Origin of the sequence: Acidovorax sp. (assembly GCF_021287135.1) — a bacterium.
Lineage (GTDB): Bacteria > Pseudomonadota > Gammaproteobacteria > Burkholderiales > Burkholderiaceae_C > Acidovorax.
On sequence record NZ_JAJTBB010000039.1, the window covers coordinates 22,260 to 42,755 of the forward strand.

Here is a 20,496-nt window from a genome sequence, read left to right on the forward strand (position 1 = left end):
CGGGGGCTATTCGCCTGCGCCGGCGACCGCCCGGCCCGCTGCGGGCGCCACCAGTTCGGCCACCTGGGCCGCCGTGCCAAACGCCAGCGTAAAGCCCAGCGCGCCGTGGCCCGTGTTCAGCAGCAGGTTGTGCGGCGCCCGGGGGTGCCGCCCCGCCAGGGGCACGCCGGTGGGCGTGGCGGGGCGCAGGCCGGTCCAGGGATGCAGGTCGCGGAAGTCGCTGCAACCGGGAAACAGCGCTCCGGCGGCTTCGCGCAGGCTCTGGATGCGGCCGGGCGGGATGCGGTCGTCATGCCCCACCAGCTCGGCCATGCCGGCCACGCGCAGGCGCTGGCCGATGCGTGCAAACACCACCTTGCGCGCCGCGTCGGTCACGTTGACGCGCGGCGCCGCACCCGGGGCGTGCGCGGTGTCCAGCGTGATGCTGTAGCCCTTGAGCGGGTAGACGGGCAGGCGAAAGCCCAGCTCCTGCGCTGCCCGGTGGCTGGCGCTGCCCAGGGCCAGCACGAACTGCTGCGCCTCGACGGTACCGCCGTCCGTCCGGACTGCGGCGATGCGCCCCGCAGCGTGCACGAAGCCCTGCACCCGCGCGCCCAGTACAAAGCGCACACCGCGCGCGCTCAGCACCCGGTGCAGGCCACGGCAGACAGCCAGGCAGTCGGCCGCGCATTCGCTGGGCGTGTAGATGGCGCCGGCGATGTGGCGCTGGTGGTGCGCCAGCGTGGGTTCTATGTCCACGCACCGCTGGGCCGACACGGCCTCCTGCGGGCTGCTCCAGGGGCGCTGCAGTTCCATCTGGCGGCGGGCCGCCGCCAGGCCCGCGGGGCTGTCGTACAGCACCAGCTTGCCGGTGCGCGAGAAGTCGCAGTCCAACTGCTCGGCCTGCAGCATCGCTTCAAAGCCCTGGCGGCTGAGTGCGGCCAGGGCCAGCAGGCGCTGCGTGCTGCGCGCGGAGGTGCTGCGGTTGCAGGCGCGCAGGAAGTCCACGCACCAGCGCCATTGTTCGCGGTCCCATTGCGGGCGCAGCTTGAGGGGCGAGCGCGGCGACAGCAGCAGCTGGGGCAGCTGGCGCCAGATGCCGGCATCGGCCAGGGGCTGGACGTAGCTGTAGCTCAGTTGCGCGCCGTTGCCGCCGCTGGCTCCGGCGCCAGGCTGGGCCTGGTCGATCACGGTTACCCGCAGTCCGCGCTGGTGGAGTTCATACGCGGTGGCCAGGCCCACGATGCCCGCGCCAAGGACACATACGTGCATCTTGCTTGTTCCGGGAGCGTGGACGCGTTCCCAGGGGTGGTTGACGGAAAAGCCAATGTAGGCGCCCCGCGGCGCGGTGACCAATGCCAATGCCATGCGAGCCCATGCCGGGAAGTTATGCGGTCCGTCGGGCAGGCGCGTCCCCGAAGACGGCACTGTCGTGGTGCAGCGGCACGCACCACGGCGCGGCATAACTTTTGGTCATGGCCCACCCGCGCAAAGGAATTGTTCAACCGCGCTGCGGCTTCTTACAGTGCGACTGCGTTCCGCTTTTTGTCCATCCACCTGTCCGCCTTTTTTGATGCAAAGGGATTCCATGAAGCTCTCCGCCGTTACCTTCGTTGCCGTCGCGGCCGCCGGCCTGCTGGCCGGTCCGTCGGCCAGTGCCGACACGCTCAAGAAAATTGCCGAGTCGGGCAAGATCACGCTGGCTTACCGGGAATCGTCCGTGCCGTTCAGCTACCTGTCGGGCCCCGGTGCGCCGGTGGGCTTTGCGGTGGACATCTCCAATGCCGTGGTCGAGGCCGTGAAGAAGCAGGTGAACAACCCGGCGCTCAAGGTGGAACTGCAGGCGGTGACGTCGCAAAACCGCATACCGTTGCTGACCAACGGGACCATCGACCTGGAATGCGGGTCCACCACCAACAACACGGTGCGGGGCAAGGACGTGCAGTTCGCGGTCAACTATTTCTACACGGGCACGCGGATGCTGACCAAGAAGACCTCGGGCGTCAGGAACTATGCCGACCTGGCCCGCAAGAAGGTGGCCAGCACGTCGGGCACCACCAACGCCCAGGTGATCCGCAAGTACAGCCGCGACAACAACCTGGACATGGACATCGTGCTGGGCAAGGACCACGACGACTCCATGCTGCTGGTGGACACCGGGCGGGCCGAGGCTTTTGCCATGGACGACATCCTGCTCTTCGGGCTGATGGGCAATGCGCGCAACCCGGCCGAGTGGACGGTGGTGGGGGATTCGCTGCAGGTGGAGCCCTATGCCTGCATGCTGCGCAAGGACGACCCGCAGTTCCAGGCGCTGGTCAACGGGGTGATCGTTTCGCTGATGAAGTCCGGCGAATTTGAAAAGCTCTATACCAAGTGGTTCATGTCCCCCGTGCCGCCGCGCAACCAGAACCTGAATCTGCCCATGAGCAAGGAGCTGCGCGACAACCTGGTGGCGCAGAGCGACAAGCCTGCCCAGTAGCCGGCGGCCGTGCGCATGTCTTCTGCCGTCTTGTCTGCGAGCGCCGCCCCCGTCCACGCGCCGCAGGTGGTGGGGATCCTGGGCGGCATGGGGCCCGCCGCCGGGGCGGATTTTGTGCGGCTGTTCGTGCAGGCCTGCACGGCGCGCATGGAGGCGCTGGGCATTCCGGTGCAGGACCAGGCGTACCCGGAGCACTGGCTGGCCCAGGTGCCGATTCCGGACCGCACGGCGGCGCTGCGCGACCGGCGCCCCGGTGCCCACCAGCCCGAGGATCCCTTGCTGCAGGCCACGGGGCGGCTGGCCGCGCTGGGCGTGCGGGTGGTGGCGATTGCGTGCAACACCGCCCATGCATGGCACGGGGTTCTGCAGCAGCGGTTTCCGCACCTTGTGGTGCTGCACGGTGTGCGGGAAGTGGCCGCCGAGCTGTCCGCGCGCGGAGTGCCGGGCGTGGGCCTGCTGGCCACGCGTGGCGCCTACGACGCCGGGCTGTACCAGGACGCGCTGGAGTGTGCAGGCATTGCTTGCCACCTGCCCGATGAGGCGCAGCGCGAGCAACTGATGCAGGGTATCTACAGCGGGGTGAAAGCCGGCAACTATGCGCTGGCGCGCGAACGGTTTGAGGCAGTGGCCCTGGCCCTGCAGCAGCGCCATGGCGTGTCCACTCTGGTCATGGGGTGCACCGAGATTCCGCTGGCCTTGTCAGAGCACCCGGGGCTGCCCGGCATGGCCCTGGTGAACCCTTCGGGGGTGCTGGCGTCCGCCCTGGCCTGGCACGCCTACGGGCCAGCCGGCGACGCCGCAGCACAGCCGTGCGGCCGCGGGGATCACCGCCAGGCCGCGGCCACCAGCTCGCGGTAGTGCACCCCCGGGCGGCCCAGCAATTGCGCGAACACCGCCGGGTTGCCCACGTTGTCGCTGCCCAGCATCCGCAGGGTTTCGGTGCACCAGGGCGCGCTGGGTACGGCGTCGCCCAGGCGTGCGCTGAGCTGCGTCAGCACGTCGGGCAGGCGCAGCAGGCGGGCAGGGCGGCGGCCCTGTTGCTGGCGCAGGCTGGCCACCAGGCCGGCCAGGGTCACGGCTTCGGGGCCGGCGCATTCGACGATGCCCTCGGTTTCTGATGCCGGGCCCAGCAGGGCCGCCACCACCTCGGCCACCTCGTGCACGGCCACGGGCTGCACGCGGGCGGTGAACAGGGGGCCGGGCAGCAGCGCCACGGGCAGCCGCGCCAGATTCATGAACAGGCTGCTGCTGTCCCCGCCGCGGCCGAACACGATGCTGGGCCGCAGGATGGCGGCACGCAGCCGGCCCTGTGCGGCCAGCTCCAGCAGGTGCGCGTCGGCGGCGCGCTTGGTGCGGGCGTAGCGGGTGTCGTTGGCCTCGATGCCCAGTGCCGAAATGTGCACGACGCGCCGCACGCCCGCTTCCGCGCAGGCGTCGAACAAGGCCGCGGGCGCCCGGTGGTGGATGGCATCAATGGGGCGCGCGGGCGTGTCGCGCAGCACGCCCACGGCGTTGACCACGGCATCGATGCCTGCCAGCCGCGGCAGCCACGCGGCAGGGGTGGTGTCGCGAGCGAAATCCATGGGGACGTCCAGCGCCCCGCTGGCGGGGCGCCGACCCGACACGCCGCCGTGCACCGTGTGCCCCGCGCGGGCGAGGGCGGCGGCCACGCTGCGGCCGATGAACCCGGTGGAGCCGGTCAGCAGGATGTGCATTCGCTGTGCCTCAAGAAAAGAACGGGGAAAACTAGGAAAGCACGGGAAGCGCCGTCGGCGCGCTCATTCGCGGGCGACTGCCGTGGGCGCCTGGACGGCGGGCCCGGGGTCGAAGGTCTCCATGCGGTTGCGTCCGCCGTACTTGGCGCGGTACAGCGCGGCATCGGCTGCCTGCACCAGTGTGTCAGAGTGGGCGTCGGCCTGCGGCACCACGCTGGCAATGCCCACGCTGAAGGTGATGACGGGTGCGGTGGGCGAGCGCGGGTGGGGCAGGGCGGCGGTGCGCAGGCTGTCCATGCAGCGCTGCGCCACGGTCACGGCCGCGGGCAGCGGCGTGTCGGGCAGCAGCAGCACGAACTCCTCGCCGCCGTAGCGGGCGGCCACCTCGTCCGCGCGGCGGATGGTGGCCTGCAGCAGCTGGGCCACGCGCCGCAGGCATTCGTCGCCGGCCAGGTGCCCGTAGTGGTCGTTGTAGAGCTTGAAGTGGTCGATGTCGATCAGCACCACGGCCAGGGGCAGCCGCTGGCGGCCGCAGCGCAGCCATTCCACCGCCAGCCGCTCGTCAAACCGGCGCCGGTTGCCGATGCCGGTGACGCCGTCGGTGGTGGATAGCAGGGCCAGCTTGGCGTTGGCGGCGGCCAGCTCCTGCTCCTTGCGCACCAGCTGGGTCACGTCGGTGCGCACGCCGGCAATGCCGCCCTGGGGCGTGCGCCGTTCGTCGGCCTGCACCCAGCGGCCTTCAGGCAGGCGCTGCAGCACCGCGTGCCGGGCGGCCCGGTGGTTGGCCACGCACTGGGCCAGCCAAGTCTCCACCCGGCCGATGGCGTCGGGGTACTGGCCGCGCTCCGCGCCGTAGCGCGCGATCTGCTCGAAGGTGTTGCCGGGCGCGATCATCGGGGCCGAGATGGGGTAGATGCGGCGGTATTGCGCGTTGCACACCACCAGGCGGTCTTCGGCATCAAAGAGCGCAAACCCCTCGGGCAGCGATTCCACCGCGTCGCGCAACAGCTGCTGCGCCGCCTGGGCCGCCTCCTGGGCGGCTTCCAGGGCCTGGCGCTGCTCGATCAGGTTGGTGATGTCCAGGCGCACGGCCACCACGTAGTTCTCGGGGGTGCGGGTCTCGTAAACGTTGATCCAGCGGCCGTCGGCCAGCCGCTGCACCAGGTTGGAGGCGCGGCTGCCGTGCTCGGACAGCCGCTCGGCGATCCAGGCTTCCTCGCGCCCCTGGGCGGAAGGGATTTTCTCGGTCTCCACCGAGTGGCGCAGGATGTCGGCAAAGCGCCGGCCGAGGTACTGCGCATAGTTCATGTGCGGGTACATGCGCGAGAGCTGCTGGTTGAAGAGCACCAGCCGGTCCTGCTCGTCGAAGATCTCGATGCTCACCGGCAGGGCCTCCACGGCGCGCTCCAGCAGCTGCCGCGTGCGCTGGCTTTCCTGCCGGGCGGCTTCCGCCTTGTGCCGCTGTTCGATGAGGTCGGTGATGTCCAGGCTCACGCACACGGTCATGCCCGAGGGCGTGCGGCACTCGTGCCGGTGCACCCAGGCGCCGCCGGGACAGCGGCGCACCTCGGGCCCCTGGCGGTGGCCGCGCAGGGCCAGTTCGTGCGCCAGCCACAGCTCTTCCTGGCCGCTGGCCTCCTCGGGCACACCCTGGCGCAGGCCCTCGCGCAGCAGCTCCTCGTAGGTCTTGCCCAGCGATGTCTGCACCGGCAACTGGGGGCGCAGCCGCTCCATGTGCTCGTTGCACAGCACCAGCCGGTCCTGCGCGTCATAGATCTCCAGCCCGGCGGGCATCGCGTCCACCGCCTCGCGCAGGCTGCGCTGCGCGTTCTCGGCATCCTGCAGGGCTTGCTGCAGCGCGCGCTCCTTGTGCACGGTGTCGGTGATGTCGGTGCGCAGCACCACCACGCCGCCGTCGTCCAGGCGGCGCTCCGACAGCTGCATCCACCGGTCGCCGCACACTTCCTGCACCGCCGGGTCGCCGAAGGTGCGGTGCGAGGCCAGGCGCTGCGCGAGCCAGGGCTCGACATCCTCGGGCCGCAGCCCGGTCAATTCGCCGGAGGCGGCAATGCGGCGCAGCACCTCCTCAAACCGCAGGCCGTACTCCAGCGGCAGCGTGACGCCTGGCGCCACCGCGCGGTAGCTGGCGTTGCACAGCACCAGGCGGTCGTCGGCGTCGTAGATGGCCAGGCCGTCGGGCAGGATGTCGAGCGTGGCGGCCAGCTGGGCGCGGGCCTGCTGGGCGGCCTGCCGGGCCGCTTGCGCCTCGCCGGCCCATTGCCGGGCACGGCGGGCCAGCCGCCAGTGCAGCCCGGCCACGGCCAGCAGCGCAAGCCCGGCTGCCAGCAGGGCGGGGGCTGCCCGCTCCGCATGCCACCAGGCAGCCGCCAGGCCCAGGGCGCCCAGACCTGCCGCGCCGCAGGCGGCCGCCACCAGCAGGGCCAGGGGGTCTTCGCGCGGTGGGGCGGGCGGCATCGTGGGGAGGGGGCGGGTTCGCGGAAAGTCTAGCAGCGCTGTTCTGTTTGCGATAGCACGCAAGGCAAGCCCGGCGCCCCCGGGCTGCGGGCTTCCCAGGGCGCCGGCCGTATCGCTGCGGCTTGCTCCGCGTTGCCCTAGACTGCGGGTCCGTCCGTCCCGTTGTCCTTGTCCGTCCCTCTCTTTTCTATTCAGGAGAAACCGATGTTCACTGAAGACCTCGATTCCGATGCCCGGGCCCTGCTGCCGGGCCGCGCCACCGGTGCCGGCACCACGCGCCGCACGGCGCTGCAGGCGGCGCTGGGCCTGGGCTACGCGGCCGCTGCCGCACCCGTCATGGCCCAGACGGCCATTGCCACGCCCAGCGACGGCCTGACCACCGGGGAAGTGGCCTTCACGGTCAATGGCTTCAAGGTGCCGGCCTACCGCGCCGCGCCGGTGGGCAAGACCGGGCTGCCGGTGGTGCTGGTGGTGCAGGAGATCTTCGGCGTGCACGAGTACATCGCCGACACCTGCCGCCGCTTTGCCAAGGCCGGCTACCTGGCCATTGCGCCGCAGCTGTATGCGCGGCAGGGCGATCCGTCGCAGTACACCGAGATCGCCAAGCTCATGGCCGAGGTGGTGGCCAAGGTGCCCGATGCGCAGGTGATGGCCGACCTGGACGGTGCCGTGCAGTGGGCCACGGCCAACGGCGGCGACGCTGCGCGCGTGGGCATCACCGGCTTTTGCTGGGGCGGGCGCATCACCTGGCTCTACGCGGCCCATGGGCCCGTCAAGGCCGGCGTGGCCTGGTACGGCCGGCTGGTGGGCCAGGCCAGCGACCTCACGCCCAAGCACCCGGTGGACCTGGCCCCGGTGCTCAAGGCGCCCGTGCTGGGGCTGTATGGCGAAAAAGATACCGGCATCCCCCTTGACACGATTGATAAGATGAAAACCGCCCTGGCCGCCGGCTCGCCGCAGGCCAAGGCATCGGAATTTGTGGTGTACCCCGATGCGCCCCATGCCTTCCACGCCGACTACCGCGCCAGCTACCGCAAGGAAGCGGCCGAGGACGGCTGGAAGCGGGCCCTGGCCTGGTTCAAGGCCCACGGGGTGGTGTGAGGCCTGGGCCCGCTCCGCCGGCACCGCGATTCCGCCCGCAGCCGCCCCCCGCCGGGGGCGGCTTTTTTCATGCCGCGGGAGCTGCCGTTTGATATAAAAACGGCCTCTCGGGCTTATCTGGCGAGCGCAAGAAGCTATGAATTTAGTAGCAATCATATTGGCCACTCTGGCCGCGGGCATCGGCAGCGTGTGGGTCGCGGCCCTGCTGATGCGGGCCGGGCTGGGCGGGCGTGCCGAGGGGGTGGGGCCGCAGCACCTGCTCAGCCTGGCGGCGGGCGCCCTGCTGGCCACGGCGTTCATGCACCTGCTGCCAGAGGCGTTTGAAAGCCAGGCGGGCGCGCACGACCTCTTTGCCACCCTGCTGGTCGGCGTGGTGTTCTTCTTCCTGCTGGACAAGGCCGAACTGTGGCACCACGGGCACGAGCACAGCCATCCCGAGGCCGCGCATGCCGGCCACGCGCATGCACATGGCGACCATCACCATCATCACCACCACGCGCCCCGTGCCGGAGGCTGGGCCGTGCTGACCGGCGACAGCGTGCATTGCTTTGGCGACGGCATCCTGATCGCGTCGGCCTTCATGGCGGACATGCGGCTGGGCGTGATCGCGGCGCTGTCGGTGCTGGCCCACGAGGTGCCGCACCACATGGGCGACCTGGTCGTGCTGCGCCAGACCAGCCCCAACCGGCGCATGGCGCTGGTCAAGGTGTCGCTGGCCGGCGCCGTGACGGCGCTGGGGGGCGTGGTGGGCTATTTCCTGGTGGAGCAGCTGCACGACTTTCTTCCGTACTTCCTGGCGGTGGCCTCCAGCAGCTTTGTGTATGTGGCGCTGGCGGACCTGATCCCCCAGCTGCAAAAGCGCCTGACCGCGCGCGAGACGGTGCTGCAGATCGTCTGGCTGGTGGCGGGCATGGCCATCGTCACGCTGGTGAGCGGGCTGGCACACGCGCATTGAGCGCGGCGCCCAACCCCCCCCCGAGGCCCGCGCGGTGGGGGTCGCGCGAGGCCGCTGGTTGCTATGATTTTTGGAGCTGCCAGCGCTTACTGGAAAAGGGCTAGAGGCTAAAAACTCTAAAAAACTGGCGCCCCAGTTCACCGCGCCAGCTCTTCGCGCACGGCCGCCATCTGCCGGCGCGAGACGGCCAGCAGCTCGGTGGAGCCCTGCAGCCGCACGGCCCAGCCTTCGCCCTCTTCGGGGTCGTAGTGCTTTTCCAGCGCACGCACCGCGCGGCGCGCCACCAGGGCGTTGCGGTGGATGCGCAGGAAGCGCGGCGCGTACTTGGCCTCCAGCTCGCTCAGCGCACCGTCCATGACGTAGCTGCGCGTAGTGGTGCGCACCGTCACGTATTTCTGCTCGGCCTTGAAGTACAGCACCTCGGCCAGCGGCACGCGTTCAGTGCGGCCGCGGTCCTGGATCAGCAGGGTTTCGCCCTCGGGCATGCCGGGCGGCGGCGCGGGCAGGGTGGCGCGGGTGCTGTTGCGCTGCACCTTGGTCAGCGCCTGCTGCAGCCGCTCGCGCCGCACGGGCTTGGTCAGGTAGTCCACCGCGTCCAGCTCGAACGCGCTCACCGCATGGTCGGCGTGGGCGGTCACGAACACCACGGCGGGCGGGTGCGGCAGGGTCTGCAGCGTGTGCGCGAGCGACAGTCCGTCCTGGCCAGGCATGTGGATGTCCAGCAGCACCAGGTCGAACGCACGGCCCCCGGTGGGGCCGAGCTGCGCCAGCGTTTCGCCCGCGCTGGCCGCCTCGGCCACCAGCATGCGCTGGCCGGGCTGGTCGTGCGCGCAGTCGGCCAGCAGGGTGCGCAGGCGGCTGCGGGCCAGCGCCTCGTCGTCAACGATCAGGATGTTCATGGGGCGTCCGTGAAACGGTGGTGGGTGTCGTCATGGGTGGGGTCTGCGGCGCTGCTGGCGTCGCCCGCCATGCGGCGCGGCCCGCCGGGCCGGCGGGCGGAGGCGGATGCGCGACGGCCGCGGCCGCGCGCCCGGGCTGCGGGCGTGGGGGCGGGCAGGGTGATGCGCACCTGGTACAGCCCTTCCTGGACGCCCGCGGTGAATTCGCCCTGCACATCGTGCAGCAGCGCCAGGCGGGCGCGCACGTTGGCCAGGGCAATGCCGTGGCCGCGCGCAGGCTCGTCGCCCGCACCGCCGCGGCCCTCCTTGGGCGGCAGGGTGTTGGTGATGCGCACCACCACGCGGCTGCCACGCAGCTCGGTCATCACGCGCAGCCGCCCGCCGCGCGCGCTGGGCTCCACGCCGTGCTTGACGGCGTTCTCCACCAGGGGCTGCAGCAGCAGGGGGGGCAGCCGGGCGCCGTCGGTGCGGGGGTCCAGGCTCCACTGCACCTGCAGGCGGGGGCCGAACCGCACCTGCTCGATGCCCAGATAGCGCCGGGCCAGCGTGATCTCCTCGGCCAGCGTGGTCGACTCTCCCTGCTCGACCAGCGCCACGCGGAACAGGTCCGACAGGTCTTCCAGCAGCGACTCGGCCTTGGCCGGCTCCTCGCGCACCAGCGCGATGGCGCTGTTGAGCGTGTTGAACAGGAAGTGCGGGCGGATGCGCGACTGCAGTTCGGTGAGCCGCGCCGTCGTGGCCGCAGGCGTGCGGCCGCGCGCGCGCAGCACCAGCGCCGACACCAGCATGGCCGCCAGCAGCGCCCCCGTGGCCGCGCTGGCCAGCCACGGTGGCGCGGCGGTGCGCGGCACCACCAGCGTGAGCATGCCGCAGGCATACGCCCCCGCCAGCGCGCCCAGCAGCACCCCGGCGGCATATTGCTGCACGGTGCTCAGCCGCTGCAGCACGGTCTTGAGGCTGCAGGCCGTGATCAGCCACACCAGCGTGGCCGGCAGCGCACCGCCCGTCAGCAGGGCCAGCGTGGCCAGCCATTCGGCCGGCGAGGCCGCGCCGTACATGGCGCCCACGCCCATCACCGTCTCGACAAACAGCACCGCGCGCAGCACGACGCCCACCTGGCAGGCATCGAACACCAGCGCCCGCCGCGGGGGCGGCAGGCCGCGCCGTGCAGAGGCCCGGGGCAGGGCCGAATCGGACGGCAGGGGCGGGGTCGATAAAATTTGCGTGTCTTGCATTGCGGCATCCGGGCAGTCCGGGTGTCTGAACCACCGGATTATTGCCCTCCCATGTCCAAAGCCCAAGCCACCGGCGCTGCGCCGTCCGCGCCTTCCCACAACCAGCTCGACACCAAGGCCCAGGCCTGGTCGGCCCTGTTCTCCGAGCCGATGAGCGACCTGGTCAAGCGCTACACCTCCAGCGTGTTCTTCGACAAGCGCCTGTGGCAGGCCGACATCGCGGGCAGCCTGGCCCACGCCGAGATGCTGGCCGCCCAGGGCGTGATCAGCGGCGAGGACCACGCCTCCATCCAGCGCGGCATGGCGCAGATCACTTCGGAGATCGAATCCGGCGCCTTTGAATGGAAGCTGGACCTGGAAGACGTGCACCTGAACATCGAGGCACGCCTCACGCAGCTGGTGGGTGACGCCGGCAAGCGCCTGCACACCGGCCGCAGCCGCAACGACCAGGTGGCTACCGACGTGCGCCTGTGGCTGCGCGGCGAGATCGACCTGATCGGCGACCTGCTCAAGGAACTGCAGATCTCGCTGGTGGACGTGGCCGAGCAGAACGTGGAGGTGATCCTGCCCGGCTTCACCCACCTGCAGGTGGCCCAGCCCGTGAGCTTTGCGCACCACATGCTGGCCTATGTGGAAATGTTCAAGCGCGACGCCGAGCGCATGGCCGACGTGCGCCGCCGCACCAACGTGCTGCCCCTGGGCTCGGCGGCGCTGGCCGGCACCACGTACCCGCTGGACCGGGAGCGCGTGGCCAAGACGCTGGGAATGGAAGGTGTCTGCCAGAACAGCCTGGACGCCGTGAGCGACCGCGACTTCGCCATCGAATTCACCGCCGCCGCCAGCCTGTGCATGGTGCACGTGAGCCGCCTGTCCGAGGAACTCATTCTCTGGATGAGCCAGAACTTCGGCTTCATCAAGATCGCCGACCGCTTCACCACGGGCTCGTCGATCATGCCGCAGAAGAAGAACCCCGACGTGCCCGAACTGGCGCGCGGCAAGACCGGCCGTGTGGTCGGCCACCTCATGGGCCTGATCACGTTGATGAAGGGCCAGCCCCTGGCCTACAACAAGGACAACCAGGAAGACAAGGAGCCGCTGTTCGACACCGTGGACACGCTCAAGGACACGCTGCGCATCTTTGCCGAGATGGTGGGCGGCCAGCTCAACCCCGCTACCGGCAAGAAAGAGGGCGGCATCACGGTCAACCCCCAGGCCATGGAGCAGGCCGCGCTCAAGGGCTACGCCACCGCCACCGACCTGGCCGACTACCTGGTGAAAAAGGGCCTGCCCTTCCGCGACGCGCACGAAACCGTGGCCCACGCCGTGAAGGCCGCCACCACGCACGCGTGCGACCTGTCGGAGCTGCCGCTCGCGGTGCTGCAGGGCTTTCACCCGCAGATCGACAAGGACGTGTACGAAGTGCTGAGCCTGCGCGGCTCGCTGAACGCCCGCAACACGCTCGGGGGCACCGCGCCCGCGCAGGTGAAAACGCAGCTGGAGCGCCACCGCGCGCGCCTGACCTGACCCCTGCCGTGTAGCACCCACCCATCCTTATCCCGGAGCCTGAACATGACCACCTCCCTGCACCGCCGCAGCCTGTTGTCCCGCGCTGTGCGCACCACCGCCGCGCTGGCGGCCACGCTCACCATGGGCCTGGCCTCGGCCCAGTCCGACAAGCCCATCCGGCTGCTGGTGGGTTTTCCGCCTGGTGGCGGGTCGGACGCGATTGCGCGCCTGCTGTCGGAAAAGCTCAAGGACGCGCTGGGCATGCCCGTGGTGGTGGACAACCGCCCGGGCGCCGGTGGCCAGATCGCAGCGCAGACGCTCAAGGCCGCCCCGGCCGACGGGCACACGCTGTTCCTGTCGCACGACCACACCATCTCCATCCTGCCGCAGGTCATCAAGAACCCCGGCTTTGACCCCGTGCACGACTTCGTGCCCGTGGGCGGCTTTGCCACGTTCGTGAACGCCTTTGCGGTCTCGGGCAGCAATCCGGCCAAGTCGTTCAACGACTACGTGGCCTGGGTCAAAGCCCAAGGCCACGGCAAGGGCGCGGTGGGCGTTCCTGCGCCCGCGTCCACGCCGGAATTCTTGGTAAAGCTGGTGGGCCAGAAGTACCAGCTGGACCTGGTGGCCGCGCCCTACCGCGGCAGCGCCCCGATGATGGCCGACATGCTGGGCAACCAGATCGCGGCGGGCGTGGGCTCCATCCCCGACTTCATCGAGAACCACAAGGCCGGCAAGGTGCGCGTGGTGGCCGTGCTGGGCACCAAGCGCCAGGCCGCCATGCCCGACGTGCCCACGTTCGACGAGCTGGGGCTCAAGGGCTTTGAGGACCTGCCGTACTACGGCATCTATGCGCCGGCCGGCACGCCAGCGAAGTTCATTGCCGACTTCTCGGCCGCCCTGGCCAAGGTGGTGGTGCTTCCCGAGGTGCACGGCCCGCTCACGGCCATGGGCCTCACCGTGGGCTACATGGCACCCCAGCAGCTGGCAGCCCGCCAGCAGGCGTACACGGCGGCCTGGACGCGCATCATCCAGAACACCGGGTTTGTAGCGCAGTAGGCGCGCGCTCTGCTCCCGCCCGGATGGGGCGCGTAGCGTCCCGCCCCAAGAGCGTGCCGCGCAGGACACACCCGCGCGGCATTTTTTATGGAGGGTCCATGGCGCCGCTGGCCGCTGCTGCAGCCGGGGCGCTCAGAGCATGGATTCGCGCTGCTGCTCTGCGCGCGAGGCGCCGATGGCGGACTCCACGTTCTTCACTTCCTCGGGTGGCGGCAGCACGGCGGGCATGCCCAGCGCCTCGATGGCCAGCTCGCGGCACCAGCCCTTGGTGTGGTAGAGGTGGTGGTCCTCGTCCTTCTCCACGGCTTGGTGCGCGGCCTGGAGCGCCTGGCCCACGTCGCCGGTGGCTGCCTGGGCCACCTTGCCCAGCAGCTCCCAGTTGGCGTGGTCCTTGGTCTCGGCGTGCACCACGCACTCGCAGGCCACCAGTTGCGCGGCCTGCGGGTTGCCGCCCTGGCGCGCCAGCTCCATGGCTTTCACCAGCGACTCGCCGATGTGCCGGACCACCTGGCGCGTGTGGGACTGCTGTTCGGGGTCCAGGCCCAGCGCATCGCACAGGCTGCGCACCACGTTCTGGTGGGTGAGCGTTTCCTGCAGGTACTCTTCCCATTCCTTTTTCAGGTCCGGGTTCACGGCGCAGGCCAGTGCGGCGCGGTACACCTGCTCGCCGCCCAGTTCGGTTTCCATCATCTGCAGCACCAGGTCGTCCAGCTGGTGGCTGTCGTATTGCACTTTGGGCATGGGTTCTCCTAAGGTGGGGATGGGGGAGGGCGCCGGCGGCCGGCCCTGTGGAAGGCCGGCGTCCCGGGGCTCGCAGCCCGCATCTTCGGTCGAGCGTGCTGCGGGGCGGGTAGGACGCAGCCCCCTGTCGGCGTCGTCGGCGGGCGGCACCGGCCCGGCCGGCGCAGGCGAAGGGCTACGAGTTGTTACTTTCGGCCGCTGCGCTCGCTGCGGGCGCGGCAGCCCAGATCGGCTACCCTCGCAGGCGCGTTGGACAGAGGGATGGCAAACATGGGTTTCTTTTTCAGAGGGTGGGCTGTGGTGGCGGGGGCCATGGTGTCGCTGGGCGCGCACGCCTTGCAGGTCACCAGTTTTTCGCCCCAGGGTGAGGTGGCGCGGGTGCGCCAGGTGGTGGCCAAGTTCGATGCCGCCGCCGTCAACTTCGGCGACCCCAAGGCGCCCGCGCCCTTCACGCTCAGCTGCAGCGACGCCAACGCGACCAAAGGCACGGGCCGCTGGACGGGCGAGCGCGAATGGGTGTTCGACTTCGAGCGCGACCTGCCTCCGGGCGTGCGCTGCACGGCCGCCGTCAAGCCCGGCTTCAAATCGGCCGCTGGGGCAGAACTGACGGGCGCTAAAAGCTATCAATTCAATAGCGGTGGGCCGTTTGTACAGTCGGTGCACCCCAATACCTACGAGCCCATCGACGAAGATCAGTTCTTTGTGCTGCAGCTCAGCGGCCCGGCCACCCTGGCCAGCGTGCAGGCGCATGTGTGGTGCACGGCCGATGGCGTGGGCGAGCGCATTCCCGTCCGGATGGTGGATGGCGCGCAGCGCACCGACATCCTCAAGACCCTCGGCCTGGACAAGAGCGCCGCGCGCGAGCCCTTGCAGTACGCGACCTTGGCCTGCAACCGGCGCCTGACCTCGGGCGTGCGCATGCAGCTGGTGTTCGGCCAGGGCGTGGCCACGCCCAGCGGCATTGCCAATGCGGTGGAAAAGCGGTTCGAGTTTCGCGTGCGCGAGGCGTTTGCGGCCGAGTTCAGCTGCGAGCGCGAGAACGCGCAGGCCGCGTGCCTGCCCATCCGGCCCATGCAGCTGTCGTTCAATGCACCGGTACCGCGCAAGCTGGCCGAGGCCATCCGCCTCAAGTCCGGCAAGGAAACCCTCAAGCCCCAGGCCGGCGAGACCGGCGAGGGCCAGCAGGGCGACGCGCTGGTCAACAGCGTGCAGTTTGCCGCGCCACTGGCCGAGAACACCGCGTTCACGATCGAGCTGCCCAAGGATTTCAAGGACGCCTCGGGCCGCGCGCTGCGCAATGCCGACAACTTTCCGCTGAAGGTGGCCACCGGGGGCATGCCGCCCCTGGCCAAGTTCGCGGCGGCGCCGTTCGGCATCGTCGAACGCTTTGCCGAAGGCCCCGCGGCCGACAAGCCGCCAGCCCTGCTGCCCGTGACGCTGCGCAATGTCGAGGCCGAGCTGCGCGTGCAGGGCCTGCAGGCGGGCGCTCCCCTGCGCATGAATGCCCCGCCGCCCCCGGGCAAGGTCAGCACGCTCAAGCCCCGCACCGACGCCGAGATCATTGCCTGGTTCAAGAAGGTCCAGCGCTACGACAGCTACCTGGTGGGCCGCAAGCAGGCTCGGCAGGACGTGACCGGCCCGCTGCCCAAGGTGCTGGGGGATGAGGACGCGGGCTCCGTGCAGTCGCGCATGGTGTCCCTGCTGGCGGGCAAGAGCGGCGTGAAGACGCTGGACCTGCCCAAGCCGGCCAGCAAAGACCCCCGCCCGTTCGAGGTGGTGGGCATTCCGCTGGCGCCGGGCTTCCACGTGGTGGAGATCGCCTCGCAAAAGCTGGGCGCCTCGCTGCTGGACGAACGCCATGGCGACGGGCGCACCATGTACGTGCGCACCTCCGCCCTGGTCACCAACCTGGGCGTGCACTTCAAGCTGGGCCGCGAGAACGCGCTGGCCTGGGTGACCACGCTGGACAAGGGCCAGCCCGTGCAGGGCGCCACCGTGCGCGTGTCGGACTGCCGCGGCAACGAACTGGCCAACGCCACCACCGATGCCCAGGGCGTGGCCCGCATCGAGGGGCTGTCGTCCGACCCCACCCGCTGCAACAACGACGGCTACTACGTCGAAGGCGGCAACGCCTACTTTGTGAGCGCGCGCCACAGCGGCGCCGATGGCGTGGAGGACATGGCCTTCACCTGGAGCGACTGGCAGCGCGGCATCGAGCCCTGGCGCTTCAACGTGCCCACCAGCAGCGAGCCGCGCCCCGACGAGCGTGCCCACACCCTCTTCGACCGCACGCTGTTCCGCGCGGGCGAAACGGTCTCCATGAAGCACTTCGTGCGAACCGAAACCCGCCAGGGCTTCGGGTTGCCCCAGGCCCTGCCGGAAACCCTGGTCATCACCCACGTGGGCAGCGGCCAGCAGTTCACGCAGACGCTGGCCTGGCGGGGCACAGCCACGGGCGGCCAGAGCGCGCTGAGCAGCTTCGCCATTCCGCCCGCCGCCAAGCTGGGCATGTACCAGGTGGAGCTGCGCAGGGAAGCCGAGCGCGGCCGCAGCTTCAGCTCGGGCATGTTCCGGGTGGAGGAATTCCGCCTGCCGGTGCTGGAAGGGCGCATCGCCCCCGCGGACAAGAAGCCCTTGGTACGCGTGCGCTCGGTGCCCACCGACGTGCAGATCAACTACGTGGCCGGTGGCGGCGCGGCCAACCTGCCGGTGCGCGTGTCGGCCCTGGTGCGCGGCAAGACCCTGCAGTTCAACGACTACGACAGCTTCAGCTTCAACCCGCCCCGCAAGGGCGACCAAGGCAACGCCAGCAGCGACGACGAGGAGTCCACGGCCGGCGAGGACGCCCGCGTGATCGCCGACAAGCTGCCGCTGACGCTGGACCGCAATGGCGCGGGCAAGGTGACCATCGACAACGTGCCCCCGTCGCGCCAGCCGCAGGAGCTGCTGCTGGAGGCCACCTACGCCGACCCCAACGGCGAGGTGCAGACGATCCGCAGCACCCAGAACCTGTGGCCCGCCGGCGTGGTGGCGGGCATCAAGACCGAGGGTTGGGTGTCCGCCCGCCAGAAGATCCGCTTCCAGGCCCTGGCGCTGCGCCACGACGGCAAGCCGGCCGCCGATACCTCGCTCCAGGTGCAGGCGATTGCGCGCATCACCACCACCACGCGCAAGCGCATGGTGGGCGGCTTCTACAGCTACGACAACCAGACCGAGACCAAAGACCTGGGCACGGTGTGCACCGGCAAGAGCGACGCGCGCGGCCTGCTGCTGTGCGAATCCAAGCTCGACGAGGCGGGCGAGGTGGAACTGGTGGCCACGGCCACGGACAAGGACGGCAACACCAGCGTGGCCGCGTCGTCCGTGTGGGTCACGCGCCAGGGCGAGCTGTGGTTCGGCGGCGAGGACCACGACCGCATCGACCTGCTGCCCGAAAAGAAGAGCTACCAGCCCGGTGAGGTGGCCAAGTTCCAGGTGCGCATGCCGTTCCGCTTTGCCACCGCCCTGGTGGCGGTGGAGCGCGAAGGCATCATCGACACGCAGGTGGTGCAGCTCAACGGCCAGGACCCCACGGTAAGCCTGAAGGTGCAGCCCGATTGGGGACCCAATGTGTACGTGAGCGTGCTGGCCCTGCGCGGCCGCCTGCGCGAGGTGCCGTGGTACAGCTTCTTCACCTGGGGCTTCAAGTCGCCGCGCGAGTGGTGGACGTCCTTCTGGTACGAGGGTCGCGAGTACCAGGCGCCCACGGCGCTGGTCGATTTGTCCAAGCCCGCGTTCCGACTGGGCCTGGCCGAGATCCGCGTGGGCACCCAGGCCCACCAGATCGACGTGAAGGTGGCGGCCGACAAGGAAAGCTACCCCGTGCGCGGCAAGGCGCAGGTCACCATCACGGCCCTGCTGCCGGGCGGCAAGCCCGCCGCCCACGCTGAGGTGGCCGTGGCCGCCGTGGACCAGGCGCTGCTGGAGCTGATGCCCAACACCAGCTGGAACCTGCTGGACGCCATGCTCCAGCGCCGCAGCTGGGGCGTGGAGACCTCCACCGCGCAGATGGAGATCATCGGACGCCGCCACTACGGCAAGAAGGCCGTGCCCGCGGGCGGCGGCGGGGGGCGCTCGCCCACGCGCGAGCTGCTGGACACGCTGCTGCTGTGGGAGCCGGCGATCAAGCTCGACGCCAACGGCCAGGCCAAGGTGACGGTGCCGCTCAATGACGCGCTCACCACCTTCAAGATCGTGGCCGTGGCCGACGCATCCACGGGCCTGTTCGGCACCGGCGCTACCCAAATCCGTGCCACGCAGGACCTGCAGATCATCAGCGGCCTGCCGCCCCTGGTGCGCGAGGACGACCAGTTCCGCGCCCAGATCACGCTGCGCAACACCACCAAGGCGGCGATGAAGGTGGAGGTGGCGCCGCGTGCCACGCTGCTGGAGTTGAAGCCCCAGACCGTGGACATCCCGGCCGGCGAATCGCGCGAGGTGGCCTGGACCGTCACCGCACCCGCCCAGCTGGCGCAGACCCGCGCCCAGGCGATCCTGTGGGAGATCGAGGCCAAGGACACCGTCAGCGGCGCGCGCGACGCCCTCAAGGCGAGCCAGAAGCTGATTCCGGCCGTGCCCCTCACGGTGCAGCAGGCGACGCTGGTGCAGGTGGATGGCAGCTTCAGCCTGGACGTGAACCCGCCGGCGGACGCCAGCCCGGGCCGCGGCGGCCTCAAGATGTCGCTGCAGCCCAAGCTGGCCGAAGGCCTGCCCGGCGTGCGCGACTGGTGGGCCCGCTACCCGTTCGCCTGCCTGGAGCAAAAGACCAGCAAGGCCGTGGGCCTGCGCGACGGCGCGCTCTGGCAGAGCGTGGTGGCGCAGCTGCCCACCTACCTGGACAGCGACGGCCTGGCCAACTACTTCCCGCCACGGGACGGCGACGCCAACCGCGGCAGCGACACGCTCACGGCCTACGTGCTGGCGGCCACGCACGAGGCGGCCAGCATCAACCCGGCGTTCGCCCTGCCCGACGAGGCCCGTGCGCCGATGGAGCGCGGCCTGATCGCGTTTGTCGAAGGCCGCATCCAGCGCGACTTCTGGAGCCCGCGCAAGGACCTGGACGTGCGCAAGCTCGCCGCCCTGGAGGCGCTGTCGCGCTACGGCAAGGCCCAGGGCCGCATGGTCAGCAGCATCACCATTGCGCCCAACCAGTGGCCCACGCACGCGGTGATCGACTGGGTGAACATCTTGAAGCGCGTGGCCGACGTGCCCGAGCGCGACAAGCGCCTGGCCGAGGCGATGCAGATCCTGCGCGCGCGCCTGTCGTTCCAGGGCACCAAGCTCATTTTCAGCACCGAGCAGGACGACTACTGGTGGTGGCTGATGCAAAACGGCGACGTGAACACGGCGCGCCTGATGCTGGCGGTGATGGACGACCCGGCCTGGAAGGACGACATGGGCCGCCTGGCCAACGGCTTCATCAGCCGCCAGCAGGCCGGTGCCTGGCACACCACCACGGCCAACCTGTGGGGCGGGCTGGCGCTGGAGAAATTCAGCGCCAAGTTCGAGGCCACGCCGGTGGCTGGCACCACCAAGGCCACGATGTCCGGCAACACCGCGAGCGTGGACTGGAGCAAGGTGGAGCGGGTGAAGGCCAGCGACGCCGCCGGCGCCCCGCACCAGACCACCTGGTTCGGCGCCCCGGCAGCGCCTGGCAACCTGAAGAACAACGCCATGTTCCTGCCCTGGGGCAAGTCGGGCGGCAAGGAGAACCTGACCGTCACGCAGCAGGGCGCGGGCAAGCCCTGGCTCACGCTGCAGTCGGTGGCGGCGGTGCAGCTGAAAGCGCCGTTTGCGGCCGGCTACCGCCTGACCAAGACGGTGACGCCGGTAGAGCAGGCCAACAAGTCACTGCCCGCCGGGCAGTACACCCGCGGCGACGTGCTGCGCGTGAAGCTGGAGGTGAACGCCAGCGCCGACATGACCTGGGTGGCCATCACCGACCCGATCCCGGGCGGCGCCACCATCCTGGGCAGCGGCCTGGGGCGCGACTCCGCCATCGCCACGCAGGGCGAGAAGCCCGCGGGCGGCGCCGGGTGGCCCGCGTTCGAGGAGCGCAGCTTCGAGTCCTTCCGCAGCTACTACCAGTTCCTGCCCAAGGGCACCATCAGCCTGGAATACACCGTGCGGTTGAACAACGCGGGCGACTTCGCGCTGCCCCCGACCCGCGTGGAGGCCATGTACGCGCCCGAGATGTTCGGCGAGACGCCGAACGCGCGGGTGAAGGTGGAGGCCCCGGCGCGCTAGCCGCGCGCTGCGCGAGCCCGGCGATCCCTGTGAACTGCCCGCCCAACCCCGTGACGTCCATCAGGCA

The 20,496-nt window shown here is 70.2% G+C and carries 13 protein-coding genes; 7 read left to right on the forward strand and 6 right to left on the reverse strand.

From position 1 onward, the window contains the following. Positions 1-6 precede the first annotated feature (6 nt). Complete coding sequence (locus tag LWW96_RS09930) at positions 7-1,251, reverse strand: D-amino acid dehydrogenase (protein WP_291486481.1); 1,245 nt, start codon at positions 1,249-1,251, stop codon at positions 7-9. Between the two features lie 316 nt (positions 1,252-1,567). Here LWW96_RS09930 and LWW96_RS09935 point away from each other — a divergent pair, with 316 nt between their 5' ends. Together LWW96_RS09935 and LWW96_RS09940 are read left to right on the forward strand one after the other, a co-directional pair. Beyond that, on the forward strand, positions 1,568-2,458 hold the full coding sequence (locus LWW96_RS09935) for an amino acid ABC transporter substrate-binding protein (protein ID WP_291486483.1): 891 nt from the start codon (positions 1,568-1,570) through the stop codon (positions 2,456-2,458). Positions 2,459-2,473: 15 nt separating this feature from the next. Beyond that, positions 2,474-3,316 (forward strand): amino acid racemase, encoded by an 843-nt coding sequence (locus tag LWW96_RS09940; RefSeq protein WP_291486485.1) that lies wholly within the window; start codon positions 2,474-2,476, stop codon positions 3,314-3,316. Here the strand turns inward: LWW96_RS09940 and LWW96_RS09945 are convergent. Then, on the reverse strand, positions 3,283-4,173 hold the full coding sequence (locus tag LWW96_RS09945) for an NAD-dependent epimerase/dehydratase family protein (protein ID WP_291486487.1): 891 nt from the start codon (positions 4,171-4,173) through the stop codon (positions 3,283-3,285). The genes LWW96_RS09940 and LWW96_RS09945 overlap by 34 nt on opposite strands. 63 nt (positions 4,174-4,236) lie before the next feature. After that, positions 4,237-6,648 (reverse strand): GGDEF domain-containing protein, encoded by a 2,412-nt coding sequence (locus LWW96_RS09950; protein WP_291486508.1) that lies wholly within the window; start codon positions 6,646-6,648, stop codon positions 4,237-4,239. 204 nt (positions 6,649-6,852) lie between these two features. Here LWW96_RS09950 and LWW96_RS09955 point away from each other — a divergent pair, with 204 nt between their 5' ends. Next, positions 6,853-7,749 (forward strand): dienelactone hydrolase family protein, encoded by an 897-nt coding sequence (locus LWW96_RS09955; RefSeq protein WP_291486510.1) that lies wholly within the window; start codon positions 6,853-6,855, stop codon positions 7,747-7,749. 136 nt (positions 7,750-7,885) lie between these two features. Continuing rightward, positions 7,886-8,704, forward strand: a complete 819-nt coding sequence (locus tag LWW96_RS09960) for a ZIP family metal transporter (RefSeq protein ID WP_291486512.1) — start codon at positions 7,886-7,888, stop codon at positions 8,702-8,704. Positions 8,705-8,841: 137 nt separating this feature from the next. Here the strand turns inward: LWW96_RS09960 and LWW96_RS09965 are convergent, their stop codons facing one another. Both LWW96_RS09965 and LWW96_RS09970 read right to left on the reverse strand, forming a co-directional pair. Then, positions 8,842-9,603 (reverse strand): LytTR family DNA-binding domain-containing protein, encoded by a 762-nt coding sequence (locus LWW96_RS09965; RefSeq protein ID WP_291486514.1) that lies wholly within the window; start codon positions 9,601-9,603, stop codon positions 8,842-8,844. Further along, positions 9,600-10,838 (reverse strand): histidine kinase, encoded by a 1,239-nt coding sequence (locus tag LWW96_RS09970; protein WP_291486516.1) that lies wholly within the window; start codon positions 10,836-10,838, stop codon positions 9,600-9,602. The genes LWW96_RS09965 and LWW96_RS09970 overlap by 4 nt, the downstream gene beginning before the upstream one ends. Before the next feature lie 51 nt (positions 10,839-10,889). Here LWW96_RS09970 and argH point away from each other — a divergent pair, with 51 nt between their 5' ends. Continuing rightward, complete coding sequence (gene argH / locus LWW96_RS09975) at positions 10,890-12,362, forward strand: argininosuccinate lyase (protein ID WP_291486518.1); 1,473 nt, start codon at positions 10,890-10,892, stop codon at positions 12,360-12,362. Between the two features lie 45 nt (positions 12,363-12,407). Beyond that, positions 12,408-13,403 carry a Bug family tripartite tricarboxylate transporter substrate binding protein gene (locus tag LWW96_RS09980; protein ID WP_291486520.1) on the forward strand — a complete coding sequence of 332 codons (996 nt, stop codon included), beginning with the start codon at positions 12,408-12,410 and terminating at the stop codon, positions 13,401-13,403. Between the two features lie 132 nt (positions 13,404-13,535). Here LWW96_RS09980 and LWW96_RS09985 read toward each other — a convergent pair whose 3' ends face one another. Further along, positions 13,536-14,144: a hypothetical protein gene (locus LWW96_RS09985; RefSeq protein ID WP_291486522.1), complete on the reverse strand. Its 609-nt coding sequence runs from the start codon at positions 14,142-14,144 to the stop codon at positions 13,536-13,538. 270 nt (positions 14,145-14,414) lie between these two features. On the opposite strand from LWW96_RS09985, the gene LWW96_RS09990 reads away from it, so the two are divergent. After that, the gene (locus tag LWW96_RS09990) at positions 14,415-20,429 is read left to right on the forward strand and encodes an MG2 domain-containing protein (RefSeq protein WP_291486524.1); all 6,015 of its coding nucleotides are present in this window, start codon (positions 14,415-14,417) and stop codon (positions 20,427-20,429) included. Positions 20,430-20,496 lie beyond the last annotated feature (67 nt).